Origin of the sequence: Pseudokineococcus marinus (assembly GCF_013004605.1) — a bacterium.
GTDB classification, from domain to species: domain Bacteria; phylum Actinomycetota; class Actinomycetes; order Actinomycetales; family Quadrisphaeraceae; genus Pseudokineococcus; species Pseudokineococcus marinus.
In genome coordinates, this window is record NZ_JABEMA010000005.1 from 20932 (window position 1) to 43126 (window position 22195).

Below are 22195 nucleotides of genomic sequence, written 5' to 3' on the forward strand. Positions count from 1 at the left end.
GACGCAGTCGACGAAACAGAGCTGGTGCTCACCATGCGCCTCGGCCCACCGCGCGCGAACTGGAAGCCGGTGGCGCAGGTGACGGACCGCGCAGGGCGGGTGCTCGCCTTCGTCAAGATCGGCCACGACGAGCTCACGAGCACTCTGGTCCGGCACGAGTCTGACGCGCTGCACCTCCTCGCGGAGAGACCCCTGGCGGACGTCCGCGTACCTGAGGTGCGCGGCACAGTGCAGCAGGACGACCTCGTCGCCCTCGTGCTGAGCCCGCTGGAGGCGCCCGAGCCGCCAGCCGGCGACGCGGCGACGCGGCGGGTCCTCCTCGACGTGGTCAGCGCCATCGCAGCCCCCGACCGCCGGGCACGGCAGCCGTGGGGCGCCAGCGCCTTCGCCGGAGGACTCGCGAGGAGGCTGGCAGCGGCGGGAGCAAGAGCTCTGCCCGCCGCCCAGCTCCTCCGGCGACTCATGGACGAGCGCGGCGGGGAGGAGTTGACCTTCGCGCCCTGGCACGGCGACCTCAACCCGGGCAACGTCCGACTGGCCGCGCGGGGTCCCTCCGTGGTCTGGGACTGGGAGCGCTACAGCGAGGGCGTCCCCCTCGGCCTCGACCTCCTCCACCACGACCTGACGTCGGCGATGGACGTGCAGCCACCGGTGGCTGCTGCGGCGAGCCTGGCGAGCCGGTCGCGCGCCGGACTCGAGTCGCTGGGCCTGACATCTTCGGACGTCCTCCTCGTCACTGCGCTGCACCTGCTCGAGCTGGTGACGCGGTACCTCGAGGACCGGCAGGATCAGGCAGGGTCACCGCTCGGCAGGATCGAGGAGTGGGCGCTGCCCGCGCTGGAGACGACGGTTCGCGAGGCAGTGGAGGAGCACAGGTGAAGGTCTCACGCAGCAGGATCGAGCAGACGGCGAGAGCAGCCCTCCTGCGGGCGTCGGACGTCCCCCGCCGGGCTACCGCCTCCCTGCGCCTTGAGCCGGACTTCCTGATCGTGGGGGCGCAGCGCTGCGGCACCACCTCGATGTTCAAGACGCTGGCCCAGCACCCGTCGGTGGCTCCGCCCTTCCTCCGCAAGGGCGTCCACTACTTCGACAAGAACCGCGACCGCGACCACCTCTGGTACCGCAGCCACTTCCCCGTGGCGGCGACGTCGCGGCTGCGCCGCTCGGGTGCCCGACCGATCACCGGTGAGTCGAGCCCGTACTACATGTTCCACCCGACGGCCGCGGCCCGGATCGCCGACGAGCTGCCCCAGGTTCGCCTCATCGCGCTGCTCCGCGACCCGGTGGAGCGCGCGTACTCGAGCCACAGCCACGAGTCGGCTCGCGGGTACGAGACCGAGTCCTTCCCGCGAGCCCTCGAGCTGGAGGACAGCCGGACGTCGGGCGAGCGCGAGGCCATGCTGGCCGACCCGGCCTACGACAGCTTCTCCCTTCAGCACCACGCATACCTCGCCCGCGGTCGCTACGTCGAGCAGCTGCGGCGGCTCGAGGGAATCGTCGGGCGGGATCGCCTCCTCGTCGTCGACAGCCAGGACTTCTTCGACTCGCCCGAGGGCGTCTTCCCCGCCGTGTGCCGCCACCTCGGACTGGCGCCGCACGAGGACATCAGCTTCGAGCGTCACAACGCACGAGGACGCTCGCCCATGGACGCCGGGCTGCGCCGCGAGCTGGAGGAGCACTTCGCCCCCTTCGACGACGAGCTGGCCTCCTGGTGGGGGCGGACCCCGTCCTGGCGACGGTGAGCGCGCCGGGCCCGACGGCGGGGACGGACGTCCCGCCGACGACCGGCGCACCCGGTCCTCGGACGACGGACCTGGGCCGCGTCGCGCGCGGTGGAGCGCTCAACCTCGCGGGAAGCGTCGTCACGGCCGCGGCCGCCTTCGGCTTCACGGTCCTCGTCACGCGCAGCCTCCCGGCGGCCGAGGCCGGCACGCTCTTCACCCTCACGAGCGTCTTCGTCGTCGCCTACTCCACGGCCCGCCTGGGCGCACCCACAGGACTCGTCTACTTCCTCGCCCGCCAGCGGGCCACGGGCGAGCAGCGCCTGCTGGCCGTGACGGTGCACCAAGCGGTCGCAGTCGTCGCCGTCGTCGCCGTGGTCGTCGGCGTCCTCGGGCTCGTCCTGGCCGGGCCAATCGTGGAGGCGGCGGTCGGTGAGCAGCGCCCCGGAGCCGTCACGCTCACCCGCGTGCTGGCCGCCTGCCTCGTGGCCGCCGCCCTCGGCGACGTCTGGGTCGGCGCCACCCGGGGCATGGGAGCCATGCGCCCCCTCGTCGCCCTGGAGAAGGTCGCCCGCCCGCTGCTGCAGATCCTCGGCGCGGGAGCGGTGCTCCTCCTCGGATGGGCCGACCCGCTCTCCCTGGGGCTCGCATGGGTGCTGCCCTTCGTCGTCACCAGCGCCGGTCTGGCCCTGTGGTCGCGGCGCCTGCGCGCGGGCGTCGAGGCGCGGCAGGGCATCGGTCCCCAGGACCGCGGCCGGGCGCGGGACGTCATCGGGTCCTTCTGGCGCTTCTCCGGCCCGCGCAGCATCACGGGCCTGTGCCAAACGGTGCTCCAGCGCGCGGACATCGTCGTCGTCGCCGCGGTCCGCGGGCCCGCGGACGCGGCCGTCTACGCGGCCGCGACGCGCTTCCTCGTCGTGGGGCAGCTGGGCGCGGGGGCCGTCGGGTCGAGCATCCAACCCAAGATCGCCAGCCTGGTCGCCCGGCAGGACGTCGCCGGCGCGCGAGACCTCTACCGCGTCTCGACCACCTGGTTGGTGCTCCTCACCTGGCCGCTCTACCTGCTGACGGCCGTGCACGCGCAGGACCTGCTGCGGGTCTTCGGCACCGGGTACGCTGACGGCGCCGTCGTGGTCGTCGTCCTGAGCCTCGTCATGCTCGTCGCGACGGGGTGCGGCTCCGTCGACGTCGTCCTCACCATGGCGGGGCGGACGTCGTGGGTCATGGGGAACGCCGTGCTGGGCCTGACGACCAACCTCGTCCTCCTGGCGCTCCTCGTCCCGCCGTTGGGCGTCCTGGGAGCGGCGCTCGCGTGGGCGGCCGCCATCCTCGTGAACAACCTGCTCCCGCTCGCCCAGCTCGCGATCTCCCTGGACATCCACCCCCTGGGCCGCTCCTCGGCGACGGCGGCGCTCCTGGCGGTCGGGTGCTTCGGCGTGTTCCCCCTCCTCGGCCGGCTGACCCTCCCGCACGAGCTCGTCGCCCAGCTGCTGGTCGTCGCCCTCGCGGTCGGGCTCTACGCCGCGCTGGTCCTGCGCGGACGCCGGCTCCTCGCCGTGGACGCGCTCGTGTCGCTGCGTCGGAGGACTCGATGACGGACGCCCCCGTACGACGTCAGCGGCAGGCACGCGAGTCCGAGGGTCCGCGGGTCCTCTTCCTCGGGGGCCTCGGTCGCAGCGGCTCCACGCTCGTCGAGCGGATGATCGCCGAGCTCCCCGGGGTCGCCCCGCTGGGCGAGGTGGTGCACCTCTGGGAACGAGGGCTGCTGGAGGACCAGCAGTGCGGCTGCGGGCGCTCCTTCCACGCCTGCCCCTTCTGGCGGGCCGTAGGCCGGGAGGCCTTCGGCGGGTGGGACCGCGTGGACGGCCACCACGTGCTGCAGCTGCGTCACGCCGTCGACCGGACGCGCTTCGTGCCGCTGCTCCTGCTGCCGCATCTGACCCGACGCCGCGGCGAAGTCCTCTCCGAGTACCTCTCCTACTACGAGCGGGTGTACGCAGCCGCACTGGACGTCTCGGGGGCCCGGGTGGTCGTCGACTCCAGCAAACACCTCTCGCTCGCCGCCTGCCTGCGCCGCTCGAGCGTCGTCCGGTTGAGGACCGTGCAGATGGTGCGCGACTCCGCCGGCGTCGCGCACTCGTGGGGCAAGAGGGTGATCCGGCCCGAGATTACGGACCGCGTCGAGTACATGCCCGTCTACAGTCCGCTGCACGTCGCCCTGCTGTGGTCGTTCACCAACGCGGCGCTGCGGCTCGTCACCACCGCCGGCTCGCGCCCCCTCGTCCTGCGGTACGAGGACGTGGTCCGCGCACCCCGCGAGGCGCTGGCGTCGGTGGCGCAGCACGCGGGTCTGCCGCTCGACGACGGCGCTGTCGACTTCGTCGACGGCCTCGACGTCCACCTCACGTCCTCGCACACCGTCGCCGGCAACCCCATGCGCTTCCGGACCGGCAACCTCTCCCTCCGCCGGGACGACGCCTGGCGGACCGACATGAAGCCCTCGACAAGGGCTCTCGTCCACCTGCTGACCCTGCCGGTGCGAGCGCTCCTGGGCTACGCCGGACCCGCGGCGTCCTCGGACGACCGCCGTGACGAGAGGAGTCGTTGATGCCCGAGCCACTGTCCGCCCCACCGAGCGTCACCGTCGTCATCCCCACCAAAGACCGCCCCGAGCTGCTCCTCCGGGCCATCGCCGCCGTCCAGGACCAGGACTACGAGGGCGTGGTGGAGACGGTGGTCGTCGTGGACGAGGGCGGCCGGACGCCGGACGGGATGCCCTCGCGGCCGGGGCGCCCGCTCTCCGTCGTCGCCAACGACCGCTCGCCCGGGCTCGCCGGCGCCCGCAACGCGGGGGTGGACCGCGTGAGCACGCCCTTCGTCGCCTTCTGCGACGACGACGACGTCTGGCACCCGTCGAAGCTGCGTCGGCAGGTCGCGGCGGTCCAGCAGGTCCCGGGCGCGGTGCTGGTCACCTGCGGCATCCGGGTCGTCTACGAGCAGACGACCGTCGTCCGCGCGCTGCCGCGAACGCGCATCGGCTTCGACGACCTGCTGCGCTCACGGCTCACCGAGCTGCACCCCTCGACCTTCCTCCTCGACACCGCCCGCCTCCGATCGCAGGTCGGCCCGGTGGAGGAGGACATCCCGGGGAGCTACGCCGAGGACTACGACTTCCTCCTCCGCGTCGCGCGCGCCTCCCCCGTGGTCAACCTGCCCGAGGCGATGGTCGACGTGCACTGGCACCGGCGCTCGTACTTCGCGGGACGGTGGGACACCATCTCGGCCGCTCTCCGGTGGCTGCTGGCGCGCTACCCCGAGTTCGACCGCGAGCCCGCCGGAAGAGCGCGCGTCCTCGGCCAGATCGCCTTCGCGGACGCCGCCGCCGGCCGGCGGCGGGGAGCAGTGGCCGTGGCCGTCCGCGCGCTGAGGGACCGACCGCAGGAGCTGCGGGCCGTGGTCGCCCTGGCCGTGGCGACGGGCCTCGTGCGTCCCGCCTGGGTCCTGGCCGCGCTCCACCGCCGGGGCCGCGGCGTCTGAACGACGGAAGGACGGGCGGGGTCCGAGACCCCGCCCGTCCTTCGTGGCACTAGTCAGCCGCCGCAGACCGCCCAGCGCCAGGCCTGCGCGGACGCCTCGTCGAGGAGGCGGAACTCACCGCCCACCGGGGCGTCGAAGTAGATGGCCCACCGGGCGTCGTTCTGGCGGAGCCACGTCGCCGAGTCGCGGATCCAGGCGGCACGCCGCACACCCGTGTCACCGGCGACCAGGAGGCTTCCCATCTCGGCGATGCCGTAGGGCTTCCCCACGGAGTCGGACGCCGCCTTGGCGACGCCGAAGACACTCGCGGGCGAGGCGTACTGGCCGGAGTTGGCGCCGTGGTTGTAGCAGTCCCAGCCCATCTCGTCGACGACGTCGTCGCCCGGGTAGTAGTCCTTCCAGTTGCGGCGGGAGGCCGGGTTGAGGCTCCAGCACATCAGGACCGGCGTGGCCTTGAGTCGGTCGTTCTTCGCCTCGGTCGCGAGACGGTCGAGGTGCCGCCACGCCGCCCGGTAGTCGGCCGCCGTGAAGCTGCCGCGCTCGATGTCGTCCTCAGGCTCGTGGAAGTAGGTCCAGTTCACCTGGCGGTCGCGCGGCGCGGTGGCGAACCACGTGCGGAGGCGGCTGTCGTACGTGCCAGCGAGGATGTCGCGCGGCGGGGCCTTGAAGGAGACGACCACTGGCTTGCCGCTCAGGCCCGCGTCCCCAGGCCACGTGCCCGGCAGGCCGGAGAAGAAGTACCGGCTCACCCCGAAGGTCCCGTACCTCTCCTGCTGACGCTGGAAGGCCGTGGCGTAGGTCTCGCCGGCGTTGCGGTAGGCGTTCGCCCCGAAGAGGGTCGGCACCTCGCTGACCGGCGCGGGGGCCGGGGGCGGGGTGACCGGTGTCGGCGCCGGGGGCGGCGTGACCGGCGTCGGCGCCGGGGGCGGCGTGACCGGCGTCGGCGCCGGGGGCGGCGTCGTGGGCGCCGGCGGGGTCGGGTCGGGCGTGACGAGGGAGTAGGTGACCACGAGCTTGGGCGCCGTGGCGGCGCCGGACTCGCGGCTGAGGATCTCGCTGACGCCCGAGGGCACGGTCACGGAGAAGTTGAGAGGAAGGCTCTTCGCGACGTGGCCGGTGACGTCCACGGTGAAGGCTTTGGCCGTCTTGGGGAACGAGACCGAGGTGACGCTCCCCGTGCTCGCGGGAGCCGTCTTCCAGGTGACCTTCTTCTCGTCCCACGATGAGGAGCCGAGGCTCTGCACGTCGACACGGCCGGGCTGGGTGCGCGTCGAGCTGACGCGGATCTCCGCCTTCGTGATCTTCGCGCCCGCGGGCACGCGGGGGGCCGGGAAGCGGATGAGCGCCCGCTTCGTCATCGCCGACGTGGACGCCGCGACGACCTTGGTGCTGGTCCCGGTGGTCCGGTCCGGCGCCTGCTTCTCGACGTAGGCGTCGGCGGAGGCGGTGCTGGTCACCGTCCCCGTCGTCGTGGCGGCCTGGGACGAGGGCACGCCCACGAGGGCGCTCCCCGCGACGGCGGCGGTGGCGGACAGGGCGAGCAGGGAACGGCGCGCGCGCCGATGCTTCGCGGTCATGGCGTCTCCTCGAGAGGTGGGTAGCGGGGTGGTGTGCCACTGCTCTCGACCCCCGCCGAGGGGGTCTGCACCCCGCCCTCACCTCGGTTGCCGAGGCCACAGCCGAACGGCGCATCGCCTGTACGCCGCCGGGGTGAAGAAGGGGCGGGCTGCTCACCCCGCCGGACGTCCGCCCCCGAGCCGCCGGACTGCGCCGTCGCCGAGAAGGGCGGACGGACCGGGCAAGATGCTCCCGTGCAGCGAGCGCGTGACGGTCAACCCCTCCGAGTCGACGACGCGGGGGCGGAGCTCGTCGACCTGCTCGCGCGGTCCGGCCTGGAGGCGTCCCTCTCCTGGACGGGCGGCGTGTGGCGCGTCGAGCCGGCCGAACCGGGCGCCGGCGTGCGCCTCGACCTCGCCGACGCGGAGCTCACCGGCGGCGAAGAGCTGGTGGTCGTCGACCCCGAGCTGGTGCCGTTCGCCGCCCTGGCGATCACCCGGGCCGACGGTTCTCGACAGGCCTCCGACCGGACGGTGTCAGGACGCCTGCGCCCGCTCGCCGGGCGCACCGCCGCCACCTACCCCGGGCTCGAGGTCGACGGGAGCCCGGGCGGGCGCCTCACCGGGGTGCACGTGGTCGTGACCGACCGACTCCTGCTGGAGGCTGACGTGGCGGCGGTGGGCGCCGCCCTCGACGCCCTCCCCCTCGTCCTCCTCGGGCTCGTCGGGGAGGGTCGGCCCACCCCTCGAGAGGTCCTCGCTCGCGGCCTCGACGCCGTCGCCGCCGACCTGGCGACCCAGCTCGGAGCTGAGGTGGGCGTGGCGCTGCTCAGCCTGCCCGCGGTGGAAGGCGCCGACGTCGCGCTGCTGCCGGCGTTGCTCGAGCGAGCGGGCGCGGCTCGCACCTCACGCGCCCGAGCGCTGGCGCGGACCGGGCCCCACAGCCAGGGCGCCGTCGGCCCTCTGGACGGCGGTCCGACGTCGGCGACCTGGGACGAGGTGGTCGACGCCCTCGAGCGCGGGGCGGACGTCCCGGCCGGCACCGCCTCCCCCGCCGTGGTGCGCGAGCTGCGGCGGCTCCACCCCGCACGACACGCACGAGGGGCCGTGATCCTGTTCACCGGCCTGTCGGGCTCGGGGAAGTCCACGGTCGCGTCGGGGGTCGTGGCGGCGCTGCGCGCCGAGGGCAGCCGGACCGTCACCGTCCTCGACGGCGACCGCGTGCGGACGATGCTCTCCTCGGGCCTGACCTTCTCCCGGGAGGACCGCGATCTCAACGTCCGCAGGATCGGCTACGTGGCCGCGGAGGTGGCCCGCCACGGGGGCACGGCCGTGTGCGCCCCCATCGCGCCCTACGCGTCGACGCGGGCGGAGGTCCGGAGGATGGTGGAGGAGGCCGGGGGCGTGCTGGTCCTCGTGCACGTGGCCACACCCCTGGAGGTGTGCGAGGCACGGGACCGCAAGGGCCTCTACGCGAAGGCGCGCCGTGGCGAGATCCCCGCCTTCACGGGTGTGAGCGACCCCTACGAGGCGCCGACGGACGCCTCTCTCGTCCTCGACACCAGTCGGCAGGGGCTCGAGGAGTGCGTCTCCGCCGTCATGGCGCTCCTCCGGGAGGAGGGGCTGGTGCTCGCGCCCGCCCCGGCCCCGTAGGTCAGCCGCCCGCCCGACGGCGTCCGAGGCGCCGCCGGGGAGCCTTCCGGCGCCGGCGGGCCTCGTCCACGACAGCGCCGACGACGACACCCACCCGGCGCGCGGACGCCTCACGACGCGCCTGCTCCCCCTCGGGCGTCGTGCTCGCCGCCGCGGGGTCGCCCAGCACGTGCTCGACCAGGCGGTCCAGCTCGTCGACGTCCTCGCAGAGCAGGACCATGCCCTCGCGACCCATGCGCCGGCTGAAGAGCTGCTGGTGCTCGTCGACGTGCTCGCCCCGCGACGGGTCGCGCGGGACGACGACCGGGACGAGCCCGGCACGACGCGCCTCCATGATCGTCGCCGGGCCCCCGTGGCAGACGACGGCGCTGGCCCGCTGGAACAGGCGCTGCATCTCCTCGTGGGGGACGAGGGCGCTGGCCCGCACCCCCGCAGGCGCTGGCGTCGCCCCGTGCTGCACGTGGACGACGACGTCCTGCCGTCCGCCACCCCAGCGCTCGGCCCACTCGACCAGCCTGGCGAAGGGGTGGTGGTCGGTCCCCACGAGGACGAGCACCAGCGGCGGCTCGGGCAGGGACTCGATGGGAAGGGCCTGGCGCGGCCGGAAGGTCGTCACAGCAGCGGTCCCACCACGGTCGCCCGCGGGTAGAAGGCCAGCTGCTCCTCCCACTGCACGAGCATCCGCGTCGTGAAGGGCCGGCACAGCCGCCCCGTGAGCGTCGGCCCGTCGAGACGGTCGAAGACCTCGACGTAGACGGTCGGCACGCCGAGAGCACGGGCGAGGACGAAGAAGGGCACCGCCACCGCCGCCCCTGACGAGATCACCACGTCGGGACGCCTGTCGCGCAGCACGTCCCACGCCAGTCGGGTGTTGCGGAGGAGGTTGCGCACGTTCCTCGTCGTCGGGTGGTGGGCGGGGATGAGCGCCTCGTCGGCGAGGAGGCTGAGGGCGTCCTCGGTGTCGAAGCACACCCACCGGCGCCGGCTCTCGACGAGCTCGGAGGAGAGCGTGACGAGCTGCGCGAGGTGCCCCCCGCTCGAGCAGACGAGCAGGACGTCCGGCGGCACGCGCCGGTCGTCGCCTCCCGCCGCCCGCTGGCGGGGGGCGACGCCCACGCGGCGCTCCACCAGCGCGTGGCCGCGCTCCGCCGTCGTGGACGACCGGCGACGGACGCGCGGCGCCGCGTCCTCCCCCGTCCTCGTGAAGAGGCTCATTCCGCGGCCGTGATCATCCCGGCGCCCACCGTCCTGTTGGTGCCCTCGTCGATGAGGACGAACCCGCCCGTCGTGCGGTTGCGACGGTACTCGTCGGCCAGCAGCGGCGCGGTGGTCCGCAGCCGGATGCGCCCGATCTCGTTGAGCCCCAGCTGGGTCGAGGACTCGTCGCGGTGGAGCGTGTTGACGTCGAGCCGGTACTGCAGCTCCTTCACGACGGCGCGCGCCGTCCGCGTCGTGTGCTTGATCGCGTACTTCCGGCCCGGCACGAGCGCCGACGACTCGTCCATCCAGCTGACCATCGCGTCGATGTCCTGGCTCGGCGTCGGGGCGTTGTGCGGCCGGCAGATCATGTCGCCGCGCGAGACGTCGAGCTCGTCCTCCAGCCGCACGGTCACCGACATGGGCGGGAAGGCCTCGGCCACCGGCCCGTCCGCCGTCTCGATGGAGGCGATCCGCGTCGTGAAGCCCGAGGGCAGCACCATGACCTCGTCGCCCGGCTTGAGGACGCCGCCGGAGACCTGCCCCGCGTAGCCGCGGTAGTCCAGGTGGCGGCCGGACTGCGGCCGGATGACGTACTGCACGGCGAAGCGCGCGTCGACGAGGTTGCGGTCGCTCGCCACGTGCACGTGCTCGAGGTGGTGCAGCAGGCTCGGCCCGTCGTACCACGGGGTGCGCGAGGAGCGGGACACGACGTTGTCGCCCTCGAGCGCCGAGACCGGGATGACCGTGAGGTCGGGCACCTCGAGCTTCGTGGCGAAGGAGGCGAAGTCCCGCCGGATGCCCTCGAAGACCTCCTCGGAGAAGTCGACGAGGTCCATCTTGTTCACCGCGAGCACGAGGTGCGGGACCTGCAGCAGCGTCGCGAGGAACGCGTGTCGGCGCGACTGCTCGACGAGGCCCTTGCGGGCGTCGACGAGGATGAGCGCCAGGTCGGCCGTGGAGGCTCCCGTGACCATGTTGCGCGTGTACTGGATGTGGCCCGGGGTGTCCGCGATGATGAACTTCCGCCGCGGCGTCGCGAAGTAGCGGTAGGCCACGTCGATGGTGATGCCCTGCTCGCGCTCCGCGCGCAGGCCGTCGGTGAGCAGCGCGAGGTTGGTGTACTCGTCGCCGCGGTCGCGGCTGGCGCGCTCGACGGACTCGATCTGGTCCTCGAAGACGGTCTTCGTGTCGTAGAGCAGTCGCCCGATGAGGGTGCTCTTGCCGTCGTCGACGGAGCCGGCCGTCGCGAAGCGCAGCAGGTCGGCGTCCCGCTGCATGGCGACGGGAGCGCCGGCGACGGGCTCGGTCGGCTCGCTGGTGTGCGTGCTCATCAGAAGTACCCCTCGCGCTTGCGGTCCTCCATGGCGGACTCGCTGAACTTGTCGTCGCCGCGGGTGGCCCCGCGCTCGGTGATCCGCGTCGTCGCGACCTCCTCGACGATCTTCTCGACCGTGTCGGCCTCGGAGCGGACGGCGGCCGTGAGGCTGGCGTCGCCCACCGTGCGGTAGCGGACCCGCGCGGTGAAGACCTCCTCGCCCTCCCGCGGGCGGCAGACCTCGTGGACGGCGAAGAGCATCCCGTTCCGCTCGAAGACCTCGCGGTCGTGGGCGAAGTAGATGGCGGGCAGCTCGATGCCCTCAGCCGCGATGTAGGACCAGATGTCGAGCTCGGTCCAGTTCGAGAGCGGGAAGACGCGGATGGACTCCCCCGGGTGGATGCGCCCGTTGTAGAGCCCCCACAGCTCCGGCCGCTGGTTCTTGGGGTCCCACTGCCCGAAGTCGTCGCGGAAGCTGAAGATGCGCTCCTTGGCCCGCGCCTTGTCCTCGTCGCGGCGGGCCCCGCCGAAGACCGCCGTGTAGCCGCCCTTCTCGAGGGCGTCGAGGAGGACGGGCGTCTGGATGCGGTTGCGCGTGCCGTCCGGCGGCTCGGTGACGAGACCGCGCTCCAGGGCGTCGGGGACGCTCGCGACGACGAGCTGCAGGCCCAGCTGGGCCGCGCGGCGGTCGCGCAGGTCGAGGACCTCGGCGAAGTTGTGGCCCGTGTCCACGTGCAGGACCGGGAAGGGGATGGGCGCCGGCGCGAAGGCCTTCTCGGCCAGGCGCAGCATGACGATCGAGTCCTTGCCGCCCGAGAAGAGCAGGACGGGGCGCTCCAGCTCCGCGACGACCTCGCGGATGATGAAGATGGCCTCGGCCTCGAGGGCCTGCAGCTGGGTGAGCTGGTAGCGGCCGGCGGAGGGCGTGCCGGGGGAGGTCATCGGGCGGTCTCCGGGGTCGGTGCGGTCTGGTCGGACGGGCGGGCCGCCACCCGGGCGATGGCGGCGAGCACGCGCTCGGCCACCTCGGGGCGGGCGACGACGAGGTCGGGCAGCGTCGGGTCGGGGCGGTTGTAGACCAGCGGCGAGCCGTCGACCCGGCTCGTGTGGAGCCCGGCGGCCCGCGCGACGGCGACGGGCGCCGCGGAGTCCCACTCGTACTGCCCGCCGGCGTGCACGTAGGCGTCGGCCTCGTCGCGCAGCACCGAGGTCGCCTTCACGCCGGCCGACCCCATGGGGACGAGCTCGGCGCCCAGCTCCTCGGCGAGGGCGGTGACGAAGGCGGGCGGCCGGGAGCGGCTCACCGCGAGGCGGACGACGTCGGGGGCGCCCTCGGGCCGCTGCGGCGCCGGGTCGGTGGAGTAGGTCGTGCCCGCGGCGGGCATCGCCACCGCGCCGGCGACGAGCTCGCCGTCCTCCCACAGCGCCACGTGGACCGCCCAGTCGGTGCGGGCGGGGACGCCGTCGCCACCGACCTCGGAGAACTCCCGGGTGCCGTCGAGCGGGTCGACGATCCAGACGCGGCGGGAGGTGAGGCGGACGGGGTCGTCGGCGGCCTCCTCCGAGAGGACGGCGTCCTCGGGGCGGTGCTCGGCGAGGAAGGCGGCGAGCGCCTCCTGGGCGCTGCGGTCGCCGGCGTCCTTGATCTCCCGCCCACCGCGGCCCTCCGCCGCGAGGCGCTCGCGCACGGCGAGCAGCACGCGACCGGCCTCGTCGGCTGCCTGGCGCGCCAGGTCGGCGTCGCTGGTGGCGGTCGGCATGGTCGGGTCCTCCTGTGCTTCGTCGCGGGCGTCCGCGCCGTGGGTGCGGAGGCATGTCCACCTCGTCCCGGAAGGCTATCCGCCGTCGACGGCGCGTGTCCGCGTGTTCACCCATCGGCTCACGCGCTGTCACCGGACGGCCTAACCACTCCTCGGTGCGCGGGCGGCCGTGGACGCTCAGTAGGCGCCCGACCGCCCCAGCACCGCTCGGGCGGTCTTCCACAGGATGAGCGCGTCCATCGCCAGCGACCAGTTGTCGACGTACCGCAGGTCGAGCCGCATGGACTCCTCCCAGGAGAGGTCCGCGCGCCCGCTCACCTGCCAGAGGCCGGTGAGCCCCGGGCGCACCCGCAGCCGCAGGTGCACGGAGTCGTGGTACTCGACGTACTCGCGCGGCAGCGGCGGTCGGGGTCCGACGAGGGACATGTCGCCGCGCACGACGTTCCACAGCTGCGGCAGCTCGTCGAGCGAGAAGCGGCGCAGCACGCGGCCCACCGGGGTGACGCGCGGGTCCGCCTTCATCTTGAACATGAGGCCGTCGCGGTCGCTCTGGTCGGTGAGGTCGTCGACCTGCCGGTCCGCGCCCACGACCATGCTGCGGAGCTTGTACATCGTGAAGAGGGAGCCGTCGACGCCCACCCGCTCCTGGGCGAAGAAGGCCGGGCCCGGGCTCGTGAGCCGCACCGCCACCGCGGAGGCCAGGAGCACGGGCGACGCGGCGAGCAGGAGCAGGGACCCGAGGGTGCGGTCGAGGACCGCCTTGCCCAGCAGGCGGCCCGAGCGCGCCGACGGGCGCTCGACGTGCAGGAGCGACAGGCCGGCGGCGGGGCGCAGGTGCACCGACGGGCCGGTCACCTCGACGAGCCCGGGGGCGACGACGAGGTCGGCGCCGGTGGGCTCGAGCGCCCACGAGAGCCGGCGCAGGGCCGGCCCCGACAGGTGGGAGCCCACGACGATGACGACGTCGACGTCGTGGTCCACGACCGCCTGCGGCACCTCGGCGACCGCGCCGAGGCACGGCGGCTCACCCTCGTCGAGCTCCCACTGGTGCGGCAGCGGGACGGCCACGCCGACGACCCGCATGCCGTGGTCGGCGGTCCGGCGGAGGTCGCCGACCACCGACCGGACGCTGGAGCCGTCGCCCACGACGAGGGTGCGCAGGGCCGCCGCGCCGTCGGCCCGGCGCTGGCCCCGCAGCCAGACGCGCAGGCGGTGCCGGTGCAGGGCGGTCAGCAGGGCGACCAGCGGGACGACGACGAGGACCATCCGCCGCGGCACGAGGAGCTGGAGGCTGAAGGAGACGACGCCCACCGCCGCCACGACGGCGACCGCGGCGCGCAGGATCGAGGAGAACTCGTCCGGGCCGTCGCCGACGCGGCGCCACTCGTAACCGCGCAGGACGGCGAGGGTGCCCACCCAGCCGGCGGCCGAGAGGACGGAGAGCCCGACCACGGCGAGGGCGTCGAGCCGCACCCCGACGTCGCGCAGGGTCACGGCGGCGATCGCGACGACGACCAGCGCGACCACGGCGTCACCGAGGGCCGCGCGCACGAGGAGCGGCGTCGTCCACGCGGAGCGACGGCGCACCGCCGCGAGGGCGGGGTCGTCGCGGTAGACCTCCCGCTCGAGCACGAAGGGCGTGCGGTCGGTCCAGGGGCGACGGCTCGGCGCGGGGTGGGCGCGGCGGTCGGGGTCCGGCGGCAGGTCGCCGCCGAGGCGGTCCTCCTCGACGCGGGGTCCGACGTCAGCGCTCATGCGCTCGTGCACCTCCATCGCTGTCGACGGGCTCGTCGTCCGCGGGAGCGGGCGGGTCGGGGTCGCTCGGCCCCCGGGACGCTACTCAGAGGGAGGGGCCCCGGCGCCCACTTCCCGCAGATCCACCCGGATGGGCCTGCCCCCTCCACCGGAGCCACGGCCAGCCGGCCGACGGCACCGCCGCTCAGCGCGGGGCGTGCACCTGCTGCTGGGCGGCCTCGAGGCCCCGCAGCACGACGAGCTCGACGGCGTCCGCCGCCTCCTCCAGGAGCACGGGGAGGTCCCGGCGCTCCGCGGAGCCGAAGGGCTTGAGGACGAAGTCGGCCGGGTCCATGCGCCCGGGCGGACGGCCGATGCCCACGCGGACGCGGACGTAGTCCTTCGTGCCGAGCGCCTTGGACGTGTCGCGCAGGCCGTTGTGGCCGCCCTCGCCGCCGCCGCGCTTGAGGCGCACGACGTCCCCAGGCAGGTCGAGCTCGTCGTGGACGACGACGACCCGCTCCGCGGGCACGGAGAAGAAGCGCGCCAGCCCGGCGACCGGGCCGCCCGAGACGTTCATGTAGGTGCTCGGCTTGGCCAGCACGACGGCCGGGCCCGGGCGCCCGCCCGGCAGCACGCCGAGGCGGGCCTGCGCGACCGCCGCGCGCGCCTTGTGCGACCGGAACCCGGCCCCTGTCCGGGCCGCGAGGACGTCGAGCACCATCTGGCCGACGTTGTGGCGCGTGGCCGCGTACTCCGGGCCGGGGTTGCCGAGGCCCACGACGAGCCAGGGCCCGTCAGCGGCCTCCCCCGCCGGGGACGCCGCAGCGCCCCCGGCGGGACGGTCCGCCGGGGGCGCGGGGTGAGAGGGAGCCAGGGTCAGCTCTCGTCGCTCGTGGCCGGAGCCGCCCCGGCCTCGGCGTCGGCGTCGGACTCGTCGCGCTCGATGCCCAGCTCGCTCTCGGCCTCGGCCAGGTCGGCGTCGAGGTCCTCGGCCGTGCGGGCCGCGGAGACGTTGACGACGAGGGCCTCGGGGTCGGTGACGAGCGTCGCGCCGTCCGGCAGCGCGACCTGGCTGGCGAGCACCTGGGTGCCCGGCTCGGCGCCCTCGACGGAGACCGTGACGCTCTCGGGGATGCGGAGCGCGTCCACCTCGACGAGGAGGGTCTGGTGGTCGACGGTCACGACGGTCTCGGGGGCGGCCTCGCCCTCGACGTGGACGGCCACCTCGACCTCGACCTTCTCGCCGTGGCGCACGAGGACGAGGTCCACGTGCTCGATCTCGCGGCGGCGGTGCTCGCGCTGCACGTCCTTGACGAGCGCGAGGACCTCCTCGCCCTCGACGTCGATCGTCAGCACGGCGTTCTCGCGCTTGACGGCGAGCATCGTGGCGTGGCCCGGCAGCGTGACGTGGCGGGGCGCCTCGCCGTGGCCGTAGACGACCGCGGGGATCATGGACGCGCGGCGGATGCGGCGGGCGGCGCCCTTGCCGAACTCGTTGCGGGTCTGGGCGGACAGGCGGATCTCGTCGGCCATGGCGGTGCTCCTGGGGGCTCGTCGGCGGCGTGCGCGGTGGTCTTCCGTCCTGCGGCGGCTCACGCGGACGGCACGGGCGGGGACCGCCGTGACCACCGCGTCGAGTGCGGGGCGCCCGGCCCAGCCGGTGCGCCTCCCTCGCCGAGGCAACCGCGCGAGCATAGCCGCCGGCGCGAGCCCTCCGCGCCGTGGGGCGAGGAGGGCACCGGCCGGCGGCCCGCCAGGGGTTCGGAGGCCTGCGTCAGGAGAGGACGTCAGGAGCGGGCTCCGGCGAGCTCGCGCTCCCCCTCGTCCTCCCCGGAGTCGTCCCCCGGGCCCCAGCCGGCGTCCTGCCCCAGCGCCCGCTCGCGCCGGTGGCGGCGCACGGCGTAGACGACGGCGCCCGCCCACAGCAGCGCGAGCAGCGGGTAGACCCAGACGCCGGCGGAGGCCTCGACGTCGAAGGCCCGGAGCAGGGTCCGCACGTTCGTGACGACGATGACGCCGCCCACCGCCGCCCCGAGCACCCGCGCGGGCAGGTACCGGACGACCCAGGCGGCGACCGGCGCCGCGACGACCCCGCCGACGAGGAGGGCCGAGACGACGACGAGGTCGAGCCCGGCGGTGCCCAGCCCCAGGAGGAAGCCGAGGCTGGCGGCGACGGCGACGACGAACTCCGAGGTGTCCACCGAGCCCACGACCTTGCGGGGCTCGACGCGACCGGAGCCGAGCAGGGCCGGCGTCGCCACCGGGCCCCAGCCCCCGCCGCCGCTGGCGTCGAGGAAGCCGCCGAAGAGCCCGACCGGCACGAGGAAGCGCGAGCGCAGGCGCCCCGGGCGGCGCACCAGCGAGCCGGTGGTGAAGCGGACGCCCACGTAGACGCCGAGGGCGAGCAGCACGCCCGCCATGTACGGGGCGGCCGCCTCCGTGGACAGGCTGCTGAGCGCCGTGGCGCCGAGGAAGGCGCCGACGGCGCCTGGCAGGGCGAGCCGGCCCACGATGCGCCAGTCGACGTTGCCGAAGCGCCAGTGCGAGGCGCCGGAGGCCAGCGTGGTGCCGATCTCGGCCAGGTGCACCGAGGCCGACGCCAGCGCCGGCGAGGTGCCGGAGGCGATGAGCAGCGTCGTCGACGTCACCCCGTACGCCATGCCGAGGCTGCCGTCGACGAGCTGCGCCGCCAGTCCCACGAGAGCCAGGACGATCCATCCGCGCACGGTGACCTCACTAAGTTGACCAGTCTTGTAGGGAACACCGTGGTGCTCATCGACCGCCGCGTCAAGGTCCGGGCGGTGAGGTCGCCGGATCGGGCGACGCGCGCCGTCCCGCTGCCCCACACTCCCCTCGGGGCGGGGCGCGGGCGCCGCGACGAGGGGAGCCGTCATGGCAGGACGACCGGTGGCACGCCGCACGGTGCTCGCGGCAGCGGCGGCGGGAGCCGCCGCCACGGCGCTCGGCGACCGAGCGGCCCCCACGGCCGCCGCCGCCACCACGGCGCTCGGCACGGACGAGCGCGCCGTCTCCATGGCCATGCACGTGCACAGCTCGTTCAGCGAGGGCACGGCGAGCATGCACGCGCACCTCGAGCAGGCCAGCCGCCTGGGCGTCGACGTCGTCATGTGGACCGACCACGACTTCCGGCTGCAGGCGCACGGGTACCGGACGGCGGTGCGCTTCGACGGCCTCGTCGAGGACGACGCGGTGAAGGCGACGTGGACGTGGACGCGCGCCGACGAGGGCACCGCCAGCTACGCGGCCGCCACCTTCGTGACCGACCCGCGCTCCCCCCGCCAGGACGGGCGCGCCCTGCGCCTGCAGAACCGCGCCCCCTCGCGCGCGACCACGTGGTGCTCGACCCGCCTGACCGGCTCGGTGAAGAACTCCCTGGCGACGACGAGCCTGGCGGCCACGGTCCTCGAGCTGGACGTCCTCGCCCAGGAGCTGGGCCCGGACGCCGAGCTGGTGCTGGCCGTCACGTCGTCCTACCGCCCCGCGACGGCGGGGCGTCCCGCCGGCCAGTACCGCCTGGAGTACCGCATGGGCGGGCGCACCGGGCGCTGGACGGAGTCGGGGGGCCTGGTCGGCGTCGTCGGGCTGCCCGTCGCCGCCGGCTGGCAGTCCCTGGCGCTGGACCTGCAGGCGGACGTCGAGGCCCTGTGGCCGGACCTCGTGGCCGTGGACGCCGGCTTCTGCGGCGTCGCCGTCAGCGCCCGCTCGCGCCGGGGCGCCGCCGCGAAGGTCGTCCTCGACCGCCTCGAGATCGTCCGCGCCCGCCGCAGCGGCGAGCCGCTCGCCCTCCAGCGCGAGGCCATGGCGGCGTACGCGCAGCGCTACCCGTCCGTCCGCCAGCACCAGGGCAGCGAGATCTCGCTCGTGCGCCACCTCAACGCCTACGGCGACGCGCTGGTCCTGCCCACGCCGCCGACCCCTCGGGCGACGAAGGACACGAGCGTCGCCGCGGCCGCGGCGGCCGTGCGGGAGCTCCGGTCGAGCGCCGACCTCGTGGCGTTCAACCACCCCCTCGAGGACGCCCGGACGACCGAGGCGCTGGCCGACCTGCTGGTCTCGACGAGGGCCCTGGGAGCGGACGTCGTGGAGGTCGGCAGCAAGGAGGACCTGGCCTCGACCGTGGCCGCCTACGACGTGGCCGCCCGCAACGCGGTGCTCGTCACCGCGACCGGGGTGAGCGACGACCACACCGGCCGCGACTGGCTCGCCCAGTCCCAGCGCTGGCTCACCTCGGCGTGGGCGCCGTCGACCGACCTCCCCGACCTCGCCGCGGCGCTGCGGGCGGGGCGCGCCTGGTTCTGGGACCCCCGAGCGTGGCGCGGACAGGTGGACCTGCTGGCCGACGGGCGCACGCGCATGGGCGGCGTCCTCCTCACCCGGTCGGACTCGGTGGAGGTCGTCGCCACCGCGACCCCCGCTCCCGCGGGCGGGACGACGACGCTCGTCGTCGGCGCCGTGGACATGGCCGGCCGAGCGGACCTGTCGCCGCGCGTCACGCGCGTCCCGCTCGACGCGGGCGGCACGGCGCTCGTGGACGCGTCCCGGGACCGCGGTGCCTACGCGCGCGTGGAGGTCAGGGACGCGGGCGGGAGCCTGGTCGGCTTCTCCAACCCCCTGTGGATGCTGCACGAGGCGCCCGCCGGGGCGCCTGCCGAGCGGCTCGGCTAGATGTCCATCCCGACCTCGTAGGGCGGGCGCCGGTCGGGCAGGTGGTCCACGACGACGTCGGGCAGCTGGTCGCGCACGACCATGGCGACGGTCGTGGCCTCGAGGATGGCGCGCTCGCTGGCGCGCAGGGCCACCCACACGTCCTGGAGCGCCACGGACGCCCCCCGGTAGTCGAGCTGCTCGGGACGCAGGTTGCGCACGAGGGCCAGCGGGCCGTCGATGGCCCGGATGACGTCGGCCACCGTGAGCTCCTCGGGGTCGACGGCCAGGGCGTGCCCGCCGTCGGGCCCGCGCCGGCTCGTGACGAGGCCGGCGCGCCGCAGGTCGCGCAGGATCGCCTCGAGGAAGCGCTGCGGCACGGCCTCGGCCTCGGAGATGTGGTCGCTCGTGGCGCCACCGGGCCGCGAGGCCAGCTGGCACACGGCCCGCAGCGCGTAGTCGGTCTTGGCGGTCAGGCGCACCGCTGGCTCTCCCCTCGACCCCGTCGTCGCAGCCGGGGGCTCAGCTGTTGCCGTCGAAGAGGCTCGTGACCGAGCCCTCGTCGAAGACGGCGCGGATCGCGCGGGCCAGGAGCGGGGCGATGGACAGCACCGTGAGCTGGGGGAACCGGCGCTCGTCGGCGATCGGCAGCGTGTTCGTCGTGACGAGCTCGGTGATCGGGCTGTCGCGCAGGCGCTCCGGCGCCGGCCCGGAGAGGACGGCGTGCGTCGCCGCGACGAGCACCTGCGCCGCGCCGTTGTCGACGAGCGCCTGGGCCGCCTGCACGATGGTGCCGCCGGTGTCGATCATGTCGTCGACGAGCACGCAGGTGCGGCCCTCGACCTCGCCGACGAGCTCGTGCACCTTCACCTGGTTGGGCACGGTGGGGTCGCGGCGCTTGTGGATGATCGCGAGCGGCGCCCCCAGGCGGTCCGACCACTGGTCGGCCAGGCGCACGCGCCCCGCGTCCGGGGACACCACGGTCAGCTGCTGCCGGTCGACCCGCGAGGCGATGTGGTCGGCGAGCAGCGGCATGGCCCAGAGGTGGTCGACGGGGCCGTCGAAGAAGCCCTGGATCTGCGCCGTGTGGAGGTCCACGCTCATGAGGCGGTTGGCGCCCGCCGTCTTGAACATGTCCGAGACGAGGCGCGAGGAGATCGGCTCGCGGCCGCGGTGCTTCTTGTCCTGGCGCGCGTAGGGGAAGAAGGGCGCCACGACGGTCGTGCGCTTCGCGGACGCGCGCTTCAGCGCGTCGACCATGAGCAGCTGCTCCATGAGCCACTGGTTGATCGGCGCGGTGTGGCTCTGCAGCACGAAGGCGTCGGCCCCGCGCACCGACTCCCCGAAGCGCACGTAGATCTCGCCGTTGGCGAAGTCGTACGCCGACGTCGGGACCAGCTCGACGCCGAGCTCCTCGGCGACCTCCGCGGCGAGCTCCGGGTGAGCCCGCCCGCTCACCAGGACGAGCCGCTTCTCGCCGGTGGCCTTGATGCCCGTCATCGCGCGTCTCCCGAGGTGTCGCCGGTGGTGTCGCTGGTGGTCTCGCTGGGGGTCTCCCCGGTCGCGCCCTCGCGGGCCGACCGGGCGCGGGCGGCGGCCTCGGCCGACGGGCTGCCGGCCCGCCGCCGCTCGACCCAGCCCTCGATCGTCCGCTGGCGCGCCCGCGCCACCGCGATGGCGCCGGGCGGGACGTCGGCGTCGATGACGGACCCCGCCGCCGTGTAGGCGCCGTCGCCGACGACCACGGGGGCCACGAGCATGGTGTCGCTGCCGACGCGCACGTGGTCGCCGACCCGGGTGCGGTGCTTGGCGACGCCGTCGTAGTTGACGAAGACGGTGGCGGCGCCGATGTTCGAGCCCTCGCCGATCTCGGCGTCGCCGACGTAGGACAGGTGCGGCACCTTCGAGCCGCGCCCGATGACGGCGTTCTTCGTCTCCACGTAGGCGCCGATGCGCCCCTCGGGCCCGAGCCGGGTGCCGGGGCGCAGGAAGCTGAAGGGCCCGACGGAGGCCCCCTCCCCCACCTCCGCGCCGCTGCCGTGCGTGCGCACGACGGACGCGCCGGCGCCGACGACGCAGTCGCGCAGGGTCGCGTCGGGCCCGACGACGGCGCCGGCGGCCACGCGCGTGGCGCCCAGCAGCTGCACGCCGGGCTCGAGGCGCACGTCGGGGGCGAGCTCGACGTCGACGTCCACCCACGTCGTCGCCGGGTCGACCACGGTGACCCCGGCCCGCATCCACCCCTCGAGCACGCGCCGGTTGAGCTCGGCGCCGGCCCGGGCCAGCTGCACCCGGTCGTTGACGCCCTCGGTCTGGGCGACGTCGTCGACCGGCACGGCGGAGACGGCCAGGCCGTCCGCGCGGGCCAGGGCCAGGACGTCGGTGAGGTACACCTCGCCCTGGGCGTTGTCGCGGCCCACGCGCGCGAGCGCGGAGGCGAGCACCGCGGCGTCGAAGGCGTAGACGCCGCTGTTGACCTCGGTGACGGCGCGCTCGGCCTCGGTCGCGTCCTTCTGCTCGACGATGCGCTCGACGCCGCCGTCGGCGCCGCGCAGGACCCGGCCGTACCCGGTCGCGTCCTCGAGGACCGCGGTGAGCACGGTGACGGCGCTGCCGGCGGCGGCGTGCGCGGCGGCGAGGTCGCGCAGCGTGGCCGGCTGCAGGAGCGGCGCGTCCCCGCACGTCACGAGGACGGTGCCGGAGGGCTCGGCGCCCGCCGCCGCCACGAGGGCGTCGAGGGCGCAGGCGACGGCGCGGCCCGTGCCGGGGACGTCGTCCTGCTCGGCGACGACGACGTCCGCGTCCACCGCCCGCGCCTCGGCGGCGACCCGCTCGCGCTCGTGGCGGACGACGACGACGAGCCGCTCCGGATCGGCGCCGCGCGCCGCGACGAGCGCGTGGCCGAGGAGGCTGCGACCGCCGAGGGGGTGCAGCACCTTCGGCAGGGCCGAGCGCATCCGGGTGCCCTCCCCGGCGGCGAGGACGACGACGGCGGCGGGCCTGGGGCTGCTCACGCGAGCGGGCTCCTCGGGGCGGGGTGCGGGGGCGCCG

At 74.9% G+C, this 22195-nt stretch carries 20 protein-coding genes; 7 read left to right on the forward strand and 13 right to left on the reverse strand.

The window, feature by feature from the left end; genetic code table 11:
- Positions 1-24: 24 nt before the first annotated feature.
- Genes HLB09_RS00980 through HLB09_RS01000 form a run of 5 tightly spaced genes read left to right on the forward strand, consistent with a single transcriptional unit; the run spans position 25 to position 5258 of the window.
- On the forward strand, positions 25-879 hold the full coding sequence (locus tag HLB09_RS00980; RefSeq protein ID WP_171201549.1) for a phosphotransferase: 855 nt from the start codon (positions 25-27) through the stop codon (positions 877-879).
- The gene (locus HLB09_RS00985; RefSeq protein WP_171201550.1) at positions 876-1742 is read left to right on the forward strand and encodes a sulfotransferase family protein; all 867 of its coding nucleotides are present in this window, start codon (positions 876-878) and stop codon (positions 1740-1742) included. The genes HLB09_RS00980 and HLB09_RS00985 overlap by 4 nt, the downstream gene beginning before the upstream one ends.
- Complete coding sequence (locus HLB09_RS00990) at positions 1739-3316, forward strand: lipopolysaccharide biosynthesis protein (protein ID WP_171201551.1); 1578 nt, start codon at positions 1739-1741, stop codon at positions 3314-3316. Before HLB09_RS00985 ends, HLB09_RS00990 begins: the two co-directional genes overlap by 4 nt.
- Entirely contained in the window at positions 3313-4329 is a 1017-nt protein-coding gene (locus HLB09_RS00995) for a sulfotransferase family protein (protein ID WP_171201552.1), read from the forward strand. Before HLB09_RS00990 ends, HLB09_RS00995 begins: the two co-directional genes overlap by 4 nt.
- Positions 4329-5258 carry a glycosyltransferase family 2 protein gene (locus tag HLB09_RS01000; RefSeq protein WP_171201553.1) on the forward strand — a complete coding sequence of 310 codons (930 nt, stop codon included), beginning with the start codon at positions 4329-4331 and terminating at the stop codon, positions 5256-5258. Before HLB09_RS00995 ends, HLB09_RS01000 begins: the two co-directional genes overlap by 1 nt.
- A 53-nt stretch (positions 5259-5311) precedes the next feature.
- Here the strand turns inward: HLB09_RS01000 and HLB09_RS01005 are convergent, their stop codons facing one another.
- Positions 5312-6835 (reverse strand): CBM96 family carbohydrate-binding protein, encoded by a 1524-nt coding sequence (locus tag HLB09_RS01005; protein WP_171201554.1) that lies wholly within the window; start codon positions 6833-6835, stop codon positions 5312-5314.
- Between the two features lie 234 nt (positions 6836-7069).
- On the opposite strand from HLB09_RS01005, the gene cysC reads away from it, so the two are divergent.
- Positions 7070-8467 (forward strand): adenylyl-sulfate kinase, encoded by a 1398-nt coding sequence (cysC, locus tag HLB09_RS19650; RefSeq protein WP_171201555.1) that lies wholly within the window; start codon positions 7070-7072, stop codon positions 8465-8467.
- A gap of 1 nt (position 8468) precedes the next feature.
- Here cysC and HLB09_RS01015 read toward each other — a convergent pair whose 3' ends face one another.
- The 9 genes from HLB09_RS01015 to HLB09_RS01055 all read right to left on the reverse strand — a co-directional run bounded on the left by HLB09_RS01015 (position 8469) and on the right by HLB09_RS01055 (position 17205).
- Positions 8469-9083 (reverse strand): glycosyltransferase, encoded by a 615-nt coding sequence (locus HLB09_RS01015; RefSeq protein WP_212755682.1) that lies wholly within the window; start codon positions 9081-9083, stop codon positions 8469-8471.
- Positions 9080-9583, reverse strand: a complete 504-nt coding sequence (locus HLB09_RS01020; protein ID WP_409372968.1) for a UDP-N-acetylglucosamine--LPS N-acetylglucosamine transferase — start codon at positions 9581-9583, stop codon at positions 9080-9082. The genes HLB09_RS01015 and HLB09_RS01020 overlap by 4 nt, the downstream gene beginning before the upstream one ends.
- Positions 9584-9678: 95 nt before the next feature.
- Positions 9679-10998: a sulfate adenylyltransferase subunit CysN gene (cysN, locus tag HLB09_RS01025; protein ID WP_171201557.1), complete on the reverse strand. Its 1320-nt coding sequence runs from the start codon at positions 10996-10998 to the stop codon at positions 9679-9681.
- Positions 10998-11924: a sulfate adenylyltransferase subunit CysD gene (gene cysD / locus HLB09_RS01030; protein ID WP_171201558.1), complete on the reverse strand. Its 927-nt coding sequence runs from the start codon at positions 11922-11924 to the stop codon at positions 10998-11000. The genes cysN and cysD overlap by 1 nt, the downstream gene beginning before the upstream one ends.
- A complete protein-coding gene (locus HLB09_RS01035; protein ID WP_171201559.1) occupies positions 11921-12742 on the reverse strand; it encodes a 3'(2'),5'-bisphosphate nucleotidase CysQ in 822 nt (273 codons plus the stop codon). Before HLB09_RS01035 ends, cysD begins: the two co-directional genes overlap by 4 nt.
- Before the next feature lie 177 nt (positions 12743-12919).
- The gene (locus tag HLB09_RS01040; protein ID WP_171201560.1) at positions 12920-14497 is read right to left on the reverse strand and encodes a sugar transferase; all 1578 of its coding nucleotides are present in this window, start codon (positions 14495-14497) and stop codon (positions 12920-12922) included.
- A 184-nt stretch (positions 14498-14681) separates the two neighbouring features.
- The gene (gene pth / locus HLB09_RS01045) at positions 14682-15257 is read right to left on the reverse strand and encodes an aminoacyl-tRNA hydrolase (protein ID WP_322789969.1); all 576 of its coding nucleotides are present in this window, start codon (positions 15255-15257) and stop codon (positions 14682-14684) included.
- 98 nt (positions 15258-15355) lie between these two features.
- Positions 15356-16012: a 50S ribosomal protein L25/general stress protein Ctc gene (locus HLB09_RS01050; RefSeq protein WP_171201561.1), complete on the reverse strand. Its 657-nt coding sequence runs from the start codon at positions 16010-16012 to the stop codon at positions 15356-15358.
- A gap of 254 nt (positions 16013-16266) precedes the next feature.
- Entirely contained in the window at positions 16267-17205 is a 939-nt protein-coding gene (locus HLB09_RS01055; RefSeq protein WP_171201562.1) for a sulfite exporter TauE/SafE family protein, read from the reverse strand.
- 181 nt (positions 17206-17386) lie between these two features.
- Here HLB09_RS01055 and HLB09_RS01060 point away from each other — a divergent pair, with 181 nt between their 5' ends.
- Positions 17387-19165, forward strand: a complete 1779-nt coding sequence (locus tag HLB09_RS01060) for a PHP domain-containing protein (protein WP_171201563.1) — start codon at positions 17387-17389, stop codon at positions 19163-19165.
- On the opposite strand, the gene HLB09_RS01065 is transcribed toward HLB09_RS01060, so the two are convergent.
- The 3 genes from HLB09_RS01065 to glmU are packed head-to-tail and all read right to left on the reverse strand — an operon-like array spanning position 19162 to position 22158.
- Positions 19162-19626 (reverse strand): RrF2 family transcriptional regulator, encoded by a 465-nt coding sequence (locus HLB09_RS01065; RefSeq protein ID WP_171201564.1) that lies wholly within the window; start codon positions 19624-19626, stop codon positions 19162-19164. The two genes, HLB09_RS01060 and HLB09_RS01065, sit on opposite strands and share 4 nt — an antisense overlap.
- Positions 19627-19666: 40 nt before the next feature.
- Positions 19667-20644 carry a ribose-phosphate diphosphokinase gene (locus HLB09_RS01070; RefSeq protein ID WP_171201565.1) on the reverse strand — a complete coding sequence of 326 codons (978 nt, stop codon included), beginning with the start codon at positions 20642-20644 and terminating at the stop codon, positions 19667-19669.
- Complete coding sequence (gene glmU / locus HLB09_RS01075; protein ID WP_171201566.1) at positions 20641-22158, reverse strand: bifunctional UDP-N-acetylglucosamine diphosphorylase/glucosamine-1-phosphate N-acetyltransferase GlmU; 1518 nt, start codon at positions 22156-22158, stop codon at positions 20641-20643. The genes HLB09_RS01070 and glmU overlap by 4 nt, the downstream gene beginning before the upstream one ends.
- Between the last annotated feature and the right edge of the window lie 37 nt (positions 22159-22195).